This window comes from Pseudomonas sp. PAMC 26793 (genome assembly GCF_000313235.1).
Classification (GTDB): Bacteria; Pseudomonadota; Gammaproteobacteria; order Pseudomonadales; family Pseudomonadaceae; genus Aquipseudomonas; species Aquipseudomonas yamanorum.
On record NZ_AMXG01000035.1, the window covers coordinates 117,685 to 129,287 of the forward strand.

Genomic DNA, 11,603 nt, shown 5'->3' on the forward strand with positions numbered 1-11,603 from the left:
CCCGGCCTGTAACGTTTCATTTCATGGTTTCGGGCTCCATTCTGCGCAGGAAACCGACCCGCGGGTCCGTGCCGCTGATGGCGTCTGCCAGGGACAGGGGTTGTTTCGCCGCGGCTCGCGCCTCATCGGCGCCTACCAGCAAGTGCTGGTCAATCACAATGCTGGCAATGGCCAGGCTGCGTGGTGAGGTGAAGGTGTTGGGCACCGCAGGGCGAGGCCCATAGACGTCAGGCAGTCCGGCAAAGCGTTGGGCGATGACTTGTGCTTGTTGCTGCCCGTTGGGGCGCGTGCCGCGGGCGTAGGCTGACCAGTCGATCGGCAGCGTACTGCCCTGGGTATTGCCGGTGCGCAGGGCCTGCTCGAACATTTGAACGCTCAGGCCCGGTAGTGGGGCAACCTTCAATTGCTTGGGGAGAAACTCATAGAAGCGCTTGTCGCCGGCGTACTGGCACAACACCAGCACCCCGAATCGCCCGATGCCCCCTGGTTGCCCGCCAGCGCTGGGGAGCAGCGTTCGCAGGCGATGGAATTCCAGGTTGCCATATTCCATGCCTTCACGACTGAGCAGGGGCAGTTGTGACATCCAATATATGATCGACTGCAGCAGCGCTGCGCGCACCGCCGTGTAGCGCTTCTCGAACTCGGCGGCGAAGGCGGAGTGGATCGACCCCAACTCATTGAACCGTAACGCCATGCTGGGGAAATCAATGTCCTTGACGGTAGAACGCCATTGCGTCGTGCCCTTGGTCAGCTTGCCTGCCATGTGCAACTGAACCAGCGAAACGGAGGTGTTGCCGGCGATGCCCGGCTCGGGTCCGGTACCAGGCCTGGTCTGCCACTGCATGACCAATCGCTCCAGGTCAGTGTTGCCGGCAAACACCCGTTGAAGGTCCTGCAAGGCCATCTCATACAGGCTGATATGCCCGTTCTTCAACAACTCGGAACTGACCTGCAACAGATTGATCTGTTCGTTCAACGCGGCAATGGCGCGATTCTTTTCGGTGGTATCTCGGGCATTCGCGCTTTTGGCCAGCACCCCGTTGGCCACGGCCCAGTCGGTAATCGGCAGGCTGCCCCGGCGGACCCTACGGGAAGGAATGATGAAGTAGATCAGCGCCCTGAAGTCAGCGAAGCTCATGGTCCGTGATGCGCCTGGTGTTTCAGCTTCGATCAGGTCTACGTATTGCTTGAAATGCACCCAGATATGCGAACTCATGTACGACACCTCATCAGGGATGTATCGCACCAGCAGTTCCGGGGCGACACCCGCCAGCAGCAAGTGTGCGGCCATGGGCACGGCGTTGGTGCGCAACACTTTGAACTGGACCATGGCTTCTACCACGCCACGTACTTCATCGAAGGTCAGACCCCAGTTGTGGGAATCCGTCAGGTCGTAACCCGCGACGGTGGCCCGTCGCGTGCCGGCATTCGCGTCCAGGCTGAGAATCAGTGCGGCGAATAACAGAGCGTTGCGGCTGGCACGGGTGTTCGCGGCGCCGGCATGTTCACCGTACCAGCCCACGGTTTCTGACAGCCGCGCTGCCAGCGCCTGGGCCAGGGGCGACGCCAACAGTTGGTGCAGCAGCAGATCAGCCTCGGCGCGCACTTGGTCGCGGTTTTTTTCGCCGACGATCGCTTCGCTCAGGTAGTCGAATAGTTTTATGTCCGGGTTGGGCAGGAAGGCGGCGACGGTCTGCAGCACCTGGGTGCGTTGCGCCGCCAGCAGTGGCATCACCTGCAATGCCCGCCAGTAGTTGCCGTGCCTGGGCGGCTTGAGTATCGCAATGTCCAGCAGGCGTGCGGTGATGTGCGCTTCGTCACGGGTGCCTGGTATTGCCATCTGGTACAGGTTAAGTAACTGTCGCAGGCTGACTTGGCCATCGGTGCTGATGCGACCGCCGGATTGGCGGGCCAGCTCCAGCAAAGGTTCGGCCATCGCGGTCAGGCTTGAAAGGGGGGTGTCGATACGGGTGAGTACCTTGGGGGTGTCGTCCAGCGCATGACCACTGAGGTCGCCGTCCGCGTTCAGCACGTATTCCCGGGCCGAGTTGAACTGGCGGCTGGCGCTCAGGCGTTGGAAGGTCGCTTCCTGGCGCAGGCCTGCGAGCAATTGCGCGCCTTTGTCGACCAGCGCGGAAAAGGGCGAGTCCAGGGCCAGGTTGAAGGTCATGTCCAGGGTGCTGTTGAGCTGTGTATCGAGGGTGATCGACTTGAGTGCTGCCCGCATGGTGTAGCGGTCGTTGAGCACCGCGATATACCGCGTGTGTTTGCTGACGGCCATCAACGAGTGCGCCGCCGAGCTGACATAGGGAAACGTGGCAACGGTGGTGGCGCGCAGTTGTTCGATCAGGGCCAGGGCTTCCTCAGTGCTGGCGGGGCGGGGTAGGCGATACACCGTCATCAGCGCCGCCAGCGTGAGGCTGGCGTCCGGCAATATGTCGGTATGGGCGAGATTGGCCAAGCGCTCGAGTTCGTCCCATTGCTGGTTCAGCGGCGAGTTGCTGGAGCGATCCCGGGGCGAGGTATTGACCTCTCGCGCGTCGGTCATGGCAATCACTGCTTTTTGGTCGACGGAGTAGCGGTAGGTGGTTACTGCGCCTTGACTCGACGGGTTGAGGCTTGCGAATTCTTCCCCTTGCGTCACGGTATCAAGCAGCTGTGCCGCGTACTTTAACGTGCTCGACAACATCGAGTCTGATTCCAGGGTGCAGCGTTGCAGGTAGAGCTGAAGCCAATCGAAAGGCGGGCTGCCGTTTGTACTCTGCCCCAGCAGGGCCTGCAGCGCGTCGGCCAGTTGCTGGTAATCCCGTTGCTCCTCGGTCAGGCGCTTGCGCAGGGTTGATTTGAGGCGCCCGCTTTCATCGACACCGGGTAGCGTGTCAAGGGTGTGGATTTCTTCGAGAATGACCTGGGCCTGTATATGGTTGGTCGGTACCGGATAGCCGTAGAACGGCAATATCAGATTCAGGGGCAATGCCCGCGAACGAGGCTCAGCGGGGTTTTCCATGTACGGCAAGCCGGCGTTGACCGGGTCGATAACCTGCACTACTTCCAGGATCGGGGTCGCGACGCGCCACCAGTCGGAGTCTTTGTCCAGGGTGAAGGTGTACGGTGTTTTGACCGTGCCTTCCAGGATCGTGGCCTGCAAATCGCCGCCCCGAAACACCAGGCTCGCCAGTTCCAGGTCATGCTGCGAGGCCCACTCACGGAAGGCTGGGCGGCCGATGGCATCGCAGAAGAGCCGCGCCCACTGACCGAGCATGCTGTGTTCGGGCACGCTGACCAGGATGGGGTCGGTGGCGGGTGTGGTGCCTTGGCCAACCAGGCTGATCAAGCCCGCGATCAGCTGCGCAATCAGCACTTGGTCATCCTTGAGGCGCAATGCCTGGCGCTTGATCAGGTCCAGGGCGGAGGGCGAAATATTCTTCAACAGGTGGGACAGAAAGGGTAAGTCATCCATGGCGTTCAGGCTCTGTGCAAGGTCGCCCACGTGCTGTGGGCGACCGGAGCCTGCATCGTCGGCTGGGCCGGACAAGAACAAAAGACGTACCTTCCTGCTGGGGTGTAGCACGAGTCGACTGCCGTTGCAGGCGCTACGGCAGTCTGGCGTTTGGGCTCAAAAATCCCAGCGTGTCGCCAATTGCAGGCTGCGCGGCTCGCCGTAGAAACCGGTGCCGAAGTTGCCCAGGCCGGTGTAGTACTTTTTGTCGAACAGGTTCTTCACGTTCAACGTGGTGCTCAAGTGCTCGTTGAAGCGGTAGCGCGCCATCACGTCCACCAGGAAGTAGCTGTCCTGGGTGATGCGTGAGTTGTGGCCGAAATTCACCGAGTCATTGGGATCGGGCTGGAACACATTGCCGAAGAACTCGCTCTGCCAATTCACGCCACCACCCACGGTCAGGTTTTCCAGAGCGCCGGGCAGCCGATAGGTGTTGAACAGCCGCACCACTTGCTGCGGCGTGGTGGTTTGCAGCACGGAGCCATAGACGTAATCGCCGTTGGCGTCACGGCTGTGCTGGTAGGTGTAGCCCGCCGAGACGTTCCAGCCGTCCAGCACTTCACCGGCCAGTTCGACTTCAAAGCCCTTGGTGGTGGCGCCGGCAATCGGTCGATACACCGAGTCGGTCTCAAACCCGGAAACGTACTGCGCGACGTTGTCCTGTTCGATGCGGAATGCGGCGAAGCTGGCGTTCAGGCGGCCGTCGAAAAACGCTGCCTTGAGCCCGGCTTCGTAGGTGTCGCCTTCAATCGGATCGAGCAACTTGCGGTCGGCGTCCTTGCTGTTCTGCGGCTTGTAGATCTTGGTGTAGCTGGTGTAGACCGACCAGGTGTCATTGAGGTCATAGACGATGCCGGCATAGGGCGTGACCACGCCCGACTGGCGATAGGTCATACGGTTGTCGGCCTTGGTCGGGTCGTAGAAGTCGGTGTTGTCGGTGCCGCTGAAGTTGCTGACGCGGGTACCCAGGATCACCGACAGGTCATCGGTGGGTTTCAAACGCGTGGCCAGGTACGCGCCGGTCTGGCGTTGCACGATGTCGTTCTGGCCGCTGCGGGGAATGTCAGGCTTCGGGTATTCGCCGCGCCAGTCGTAAATGCTGCCACCCACGGGCGGGTAGATCGAGCCGTACACCGGCACGTCCTGTTTCGAGCGGGTGGCCATGAAGCCCATGATCAATTCATGCTCGCGCCCGAACAGGCTGAAGGGGCCATTGAGGTTGATGTCCAGGGTGTTTTGCACCTGGTCACCCTTGTACTTGCCCATGAACATGTACATCCCGTCGCCCGTGACCGGGTCCGGGTTGCCGCCGCTGGCGGAGGCGAGCAGGGTGTCGTGCTGGCTGCGCTTGCGATCGAGGCTGATTTTCAGCGACCAGTCGTTCGCGAGCTTTTGTTGCACCGAGGCAAACAGGGTCTGGTTCTGGAAGTCGCGGCGGCTCCAGTCGGCGGCCGGGTTGAAGGAACGCGAGAAGTCGGTGCGCGAACCGTTGCTGAAGTACATCGGGAAACCGGTCCAGCTGGCGCCACGGGAGCGGGTGTCCTGCTGGTCGATGCCGAAGGTCAGCAGGGTGTCCGGCGTCAGGTCCGCTTCGAGAATGCCGTAGGCGATGTCCTTGGTGTTCTGGTAGTGGTCCAGGTACGACTGGCGATCCTGATACACCCCGACGAAGCGCCCGCGCACGTTGCCGGCGTCGGTCAGTGGCCCGGAAATATCGCCTTCGGTGCGGTAGTTGTCCCACGAGCCGAACGTCTGCGTGACCGAAGCCTTGAAGTCCCGGGTGGGCTTTTTGCGAATCAGGTTGACCGTCGCCGAAGGATCACCGGAGCCAGACATCAGGCCCGCCGAGCCCTTGATGATTTCCAGGCGGTCATACACCGCCATGTCGGTGCTGGTGGTGCCGTAGTCATACACGCCGTCGTAGGTGGAGTTGACCCCGTCATACTGGAAATTGGTGATCGGCAGGCCGCGGCTGGAAAACTCCCAGCGCTCGCTGTCGTAGTTCTGCACGCTCACGCCGGGCGCACGACGCAGGGTGTCGGCGATGCTGGTGGAACCCTGGTCATCCATTTGCTGGCGGGTGATGACCGTCACCGATTGCGGTGTCTCGCGCATCGACAGCGCCAGGCCGGTGGCCGAGGCCATGGCGCCGGTGGTGTAGGAGTGAGTGTCTTCGGTGGTGGCGCCCAGGCCTTCGCCGGAGATGGTGGTGGCGCCCAGTTCCAGGGCGCCGGTGTTGGCCGGAATCAACTCCAGCACGTAGCCGTTGTTGCCCTGGGACACGGCCTGCAAGCCGCTGCCTTGCAACAGCCGTTGCAAACCGCTGGCCGGGGTGTAGCTGCCGTTGAGACCCGGGCTGGTTTTGCCGCTGGCCAGGCTGTTGTGGCCGGCGAAAAAGATCCCTGACTGCTCGGCGAAGCTGTTCAGCACGTTGACCAAAGAACCCGCGGCGATGGTGTAGTGGCGGGCCGTTTCCTGAGTCGACGGCGACTCGGCGGCTTGCGCGTCGAGCGCGCCCAGGCACAACAAGGTAGCAGTAACAGCCAGCGCCAGCGGGCGTAAAGTGAAGCGAGCGGGTTGCGACATGAACATTCCCTTTGGATCAAATCGATCGGCGAATTGAAAGCATCTGCTGGGTTAACCGAACGAGTTTTGGAAAAGGGAACTGACGGCTGAAAGTTTTTATGTGCTTGGGTGTTTGGGTCTGACCATGACCCACCACGGCATGAGTATGTCGACCTGAATCGGCAGCGCAGCCTGTAGCAGGCGCAGTGCGTGGTCGCTGTCTTTGAGGGGAAACGAGCCCATTACCGGCAATTGCGCCACCGCCGGATCACAGCCCAGGTGGCCGGGGCGATAACGGTTGAGCTCGGCGACCAGTTGGCCAAGCGGCAGATTGTCGGCCAGCAGCACGCCACGGCTCCAGGCCTCACGGGTGGCGGATGCGGGTGAATTGAGGTTGAACCCGTCGCGGGTGAAGGCCACTTGTTGCCCGGCCTCGATGATTCGTTCTTGCTGGCTGGCGGCGGTGCGCACTTCGACTCGGCCTTCAAACACATTGAGCACGGTGCTCTCGCCGTCCTGCAACACGCTGAAGCGGGTGCCGAGTGCCCGCAGGCGACCCTGTTCAGTCTCCACCAGAAACGGGCGGTTCGGGTCCTTGGCGGTCTCGATCAGCACTTCGCCGAAGCGCAGGTGCAGCAAGCGCTGGCCGCGGTCAAAACGTACATCCAGGGCGCTCAAGGCGTTCAGCCACAGGCGGCTGCCATCGTCCAGCAGCGCTTCGCGGGTTTCGCCGTCGGCGGTAGCGTAGTCGGCACTCCAACCCCCTACCAACCGGGGCAGGGCAGTGTGGCGCCAAGTGCCACAGGCCAGGGTTGAACCGGCGCACAGCACCAGCAGGGTCTTGAGCGTCTGGCGCCGAGAGCTGCGCAACGCACGGCTGGCGCTGTGGGATTGCTCGGTCAGCGGCGCAAAGCGTTGGCTGACCTGCTCTACGTAACCCCAGGCAGCCTGGTGTTCCGGACTTTGTCCGAGCCATGCCCGCCAGTGCTGGGCAGCCTCTGGCTGATCCTGCAGGCGCACGTACCATTGGGCAGCCTGTTCCAGGCTGGCATGGCTGAGTTTTCCGGGGCTGGTCACTCCACGAGCATCCCGTCCAGTTCCGCTTCGAGCACCGCGCAATGCAGCAGCGCCTGGGCCAGGTATTTTTTCACCATCCGTTCGCCCACCCCGAGTTGCTCACCGATCTGCTTGTAGGGCATGCCGTGCAACTGCGCCAGTAAAAACGCTTCGCGCACCTTGTGGGGCAGTCGGGCGAGCATGGCGTCCACTTCGTAAAGGGTTTCGACGATGATCGCTCGCTGCTCCGGCGACGGTTGCAGCGCTTGCGGGCGATCCGCCAGGCTTTGCAGCCACGCTTGTTCCAGCTGGCGCCGGCGCCAGTGATCAATGCACAGTCCCCGGGCGATGGTGGCCAGGTAGGAGCGCTCCCGCGTCTCATCGGCGTCGGCAGGCGGACGCTTGAGCACCCGGATAAACGTGTCGTGGGCCAGGTCCGCCGCATCCCAGCGATTGCTCAGGCGTCTGCGCAGCAGGCCCAGCAGCCAGGAATGGTGATTGCCGTAGAGGTCGCTGAATGAGGTGGGCGAGGTCGACACAGTATCCATGTGGCGTAGAAGCCTTGGCGTAAATAAGAATTGGTCGCGATTAAACCAAAGGACCAGGCACTGCGCAAATGATATTGGTTTGCTTTTGGGCAAGAAGGACCCGAGCGCCCGTAGCAGCTGTCGAGCCCAGCGAGGCTGCGTCCGGAGCGCCCCGGTGCAATGCCTGGCTCGATAACACGGGTGCGGCCAACGCAGCCTCGCTGGGGCTCGACAGCTGCTACGGTGGTTCTGTTACTAGGGGCCGGGCACCAAAAACGCGGCCTCCAGCAGTTGCCGGGTGTAGGCATGCTGGGGGTTGGCGAAGATCGCGGGTGCATCTCCCTGTTCAACCGCCTGCCCGTGCTTGACCACCATCAGCTGGTGACTCAAGGCCTTGACCACCGCCAGGTCGTGGCTGATGAACAGGTAGGTCAGGTTGTACTTGGCTTGCAGGTTGCGCAGCAGTTCCACCACCTGGCGCTGCACGGTACGGTCGAGGGCTGAGGTGGGCTCATCCAGCAAAATCAGCCGTGGCTTGAGCACCAACGCGCGGGCAATAGCGATGCGCTGGCGTTGGCCGCCGGAAAATTCGTGGGGGTAGCGATTGCGGGTTTCCGGGTCCAGGCCCACTTCCTTGAGCGCGGCGATAATCGCTGCTTCCTGCTCGGCAGCAGTCCCCATTTTGTGGATGCGCAGGCCTTCGCCGACGATCTCGCTCACGCACATGCGCGGGCTCAGGCTGCCAAACGGATCCTGGAACACCACCTGCATTTCCCGGCGCAGCGGGCGCACCTGCTGCTGGCTGAGTTTATCCATCTGATGGCCTTCGAAGCGAATGCCACCCTTGCTCGCAATCAGCCGCAAAATCGCCAGGCCCAAGGTGGATTTGCCCGAGCCACTTTCACCGACGATGCCGAGTGTCTGGCCCTGGGGCAGGCTGAAGTTGATGCCGTCCACCGCCTTGACGTAATCGACTGTGTTGCGCAGGAAGCCTTTCTTGATCGGGAACCAGACCTTCAGGTCATCGACTTCCAGCAACGGTGGGCCGATTTCATTGGTGGCAGGGCCGCCGCTGGGCTCGGCTGCCAGCAGCTCCTGGGTGTACGGATGCTGCGGCGACTGGAACAGGGTTTCGCATTCGGCCTGTTCGACGATGCAGCCTTTTTGCATCACACATACCCGGTGGGCAATGCGCCTGACCAGGTTCAAGTCGTGGCTGATCAACAGCAAGGCCATGCCCAAGCGCGCCTGCAATTCCTTGAGCAGCTCCAGGATCTTCAACTGCACGGTGACGTCGAGTGCCGTGGTCGGTTCGTCGGCAATCAGCAGCTCTGGTTCATTGGCCAGGGCCATGGCGATCATCACCCGCTGGCGCTGGCCGCCGGACAGCTCGTGGGGCAAGGCCTTGAGGCGCTTGTGGGGCTCGGGGATGCCCACCAGTTCCAGCAACTCCAGGGTACGTTTGGTGGCGACCTTGCCGGTCAATCCCTTGTGCAGGCCGAGCACTTCGTTGATCTGCTTCTCGATGGAGTGCAGCGGGTTCAGCGAAGTCATCGGCTCCTGAAAAATCATCGCAATCCGGTTGCCGCGAATATGCCGGATGGTCTTTTCTTTCAGGGTCAGCAAATCGTGGTTGGCGTACTGGATCGTCCCCGAAGGGTGGCGCGCCAGCGGATAGGGCAACAGGCGCAGGATCGAGTGCGCCGTGACCGACTTGCCGGAACCGCTTTCGCCCACCAGCGCGAGGGTTTCGCCGCGCTTGATATCGAAGCTGACGTTGTTCACCACACGCTGGTGGGTGTTGCCTACGACGAACTCGACGGAGAGGTCGCGGACTTCGATCAGATTGTCCTGATTCATCTCATTTCCTCGGGTCGAAGGCATCGCGAGCGGACTCGCCGATAAACACCAGCAAACTCAACATGATCGCCAGCACGGCAAAGGCACTGATGCCCAGCCACGGCGCCTGCAGGTTGGATTTACCCTGGGCCACCAGTTCACCCAGGGACGGCGAGCCGGCTGGCAGGCCAAAGCCCAGGAAGTCCAGGGCGGTGAGGGTGCCGATGGCGCCGGTCAGGATGAACGGCATGAAGGTCATGGTGGAGACCATGGCGTTGGGCAGGATATGGCGGAACATGATCGAGCCGTTCTGCATCCCCAGCGCCCGGGCCGCCCGCACGTATTCCAGGTTACGCCCGCGCAGGAATTCGGCGCGCACCACGTCCACCAGGCTCATCCAGGAAAACAGCAGCATGATCCCCAGCAGCCACCAGAAATTCGGCTGCACAAAACTGGCAAGGATGATCAGCAGGTACAGCACCGGCAAGCCGGACCAGATTTCCAGGAAGCGCTGCCCGGCCAGGTCGACCCAGCCGCCGTAGAAGCCCTGCAAGGCCCCGGCGATCACGCCGATGATCGAACTGAGTACGGTCAGCGTCAGGGCAAACAGCACCGAAATCCTGAACCCGTAGATCACCCGTGCCAGTACATCGCGGCCCTGGTCATCGGTGCCCAGCAGGTTGTCCCGTGAGGGCGGCGCGGGTGCAGGGACTTTCAGGTCGTAGTTGATGCTCTGGTAGCTGAACGGGATCGGCGCCCACAACGTCCAGGCCTCCTTGGCCTTGAGCAGCTCCTGGATATACGGGCTCTTGTAGTTGGCTTCCAGCGGGAATTCGCCGCCGAAGGTGGTCTCGGGGTAACGCTTGAGCGCCGGGAAGTACCAGTCGCCGTCGTAATGCACCGCCAGCGGCTTGTCGTTGGCGATCAGCTCGGCGCCCAGGCTCAGGCCGAACAGGATCAAAAACAACCACAGCGACCACCAGCCACGCTTGTTGGCCTTGAAACGCTCGAACCGGCGACGATTGAGGGGGGATAGATTCATCTCAATGCTCCCGGCTGGCGAAGTCGATGCGCGGATCGACCAGGGTGTAGGTGAGGTCACCGATCAGTTTCACCACCAGCCCCAGCAGGGTGAAGATAAACAGCGTGCCAAACACCACCGGATAGTCGCGGTTGATCGCCGCTTCAAAGCTCATCAGGCCCAGGCCGTCGAGGGAGAAGATCACCTCCACCAGCAACGAGCCGGTAAAGAAGATGCCGATAAAGGCCGACGGGAAGCCGGCAATCACCAGCAGCATCGCGTTGCGAAACACGTGGCCGTAGAGCACGCGGTGATTGGTCAGGCCCTTGGCCTTGGCGGTGACCACGTACTGTTTGTTGATCTCGTCCAGAAAGCTGTTTTTGGTGAGCAGGGTCATGGTCGCGAAGTTGCCGATCACCAACGCCGTCACGGGCAGGGCGAGGTGCCAGAAGTAATCGAGGATCTTGCCGCCCCAGCTCAATTCATCAAAGTTGTTGGAGGTGAGCCCGCGTAACGGAAACCAGTCGAAGTAACTGCCGCCGGCGAACACCACGATCAGCAGGATCGCAAACAGGAAGGCCGGGATCGCATAGCCGACGATGATCGCCGAGCTGGTCCACACGTCAAAGTGGCTGCCGTGCCGCGTAGCCTTGGCGATCCCCAGGGGGATCGACACCAGGTACATGATCAGGGTGCTCCACAGCCCGAGGGAGATGGACACCGGCATCTTTTCCTTGATCAGGTCGATGACCTTGGCGTCACGGAAGAAGCTGTCGCCAAAATCCAGCCGGGCGTAGTTTTTGACCATGATCCACAGGCGTTCCGGCGCCGACTTGTCGAAGCCGTACATCTTCTCGATTTCCTTCACCAGCGCCGGGTCCAGGCCCTGGGCGCCGCGGTAGCTGGAGCCGGCCACCGAGACTTCGGCACCGCCCCCGGCGATTCGGCTGGTGGCGCCTTCAAAGCCTTCGAGCTTGGCGATCATCTGCTCCACCGGGCCACCCGGGGCGGCCTGGATGATCACAAAGTTGATCAGCAAAATGCCGAACAGCGTCGGGATGATCAGCAGCAGTCGACGAACAATATAGGCCAGCAT

General features: G+C 61.8%; 7 protein-coding genes. All 7 read right to left on the reverse strand.

Annotated features, from left to right (window positions below):
• Positions 1–16 precede the first annotated feature (16 nt).
• Positions 17–3,460 (reverse strand): hypothetical protein, encoded by a 3,444-nt coding sequence (locus tag D109_RS0114580; RefSeq protein WP_152416371.1) that lies wholly within the window; start codon positions 3,458–3,460, stop codon positions 17–19.
• Between the two features lie 156 nt (positions 3,461–3,616).
• On the reverse strand, positions 3,617–6,085 hold the full coding sequence (locus D109_RS0114585; protein ID WP_026077975.1) for a TonB-dependent receptor: 2,469 nt from the start codon (positions 6,083–6,085) through the stop codon (positions 3,617–3,619).
• A 96-nt stretch (positions 6,086–6,181) separates the two neighbouring features.
• On the reverse strand, positions 6,182–7,141 hold the full coding sequence (locus tag D109_RS0114590) for a FecR domain-containing protein (RefSeq protein WP_017477553.1): 960 nt from the start codon (positions 7,139–7,141) through the stop codon (positions 6,182–6,184).
• Complete coding sequence (locus tag D109_RS0114595) at positions 7,138–7,668, reverse strand: sigma-70 family RNA polymerase sigma factor (RefSeq protein ID WP_017477554.1); 531 nt, start codon at positions 7,666–7,668, stop codon at positions 7,138–7,140. The genes D109_RS0114590 and D109_RS0114595 overlap by 4 nt, the downstream gene beginning before the upstream one ends.
• A gap of 234 nt (positions 7,669–7,902) precedes the next feature.
• Positions 7,903–9,507 (reverse strand): ABC transporter ATP-binding protein, encoded by a 1,605-nt coding sequence (locus D109_RS0114600; RefSeq protein WP_017477555.1) that lies wholly within the window; start codon positions 9,505–9,507, stop codon positions 7,903–7,905.
• A gap of 1 nt (position 9,508) precedes the next feature.
• Entirely contained in the window at positions 9,509–10,528 is a 1,020-nt protein-coding gene (locus D109_RS0114605) for an ABC transporter permease (RefSeq protein WP_017477556.1), read from the reverse strand.
• 1 nt (position 10,529) lies between these two features.
• On the reverse strand, positions 10,530–11,603 hold the full coding sequence (locus D109_RS0114610; protein WP_017477557.1) for a microcin C ABC transporter permease YejB: 1,074 nt from the start codon (positions 11,601–11,603) through the stop codon (positions 10,530–10,532).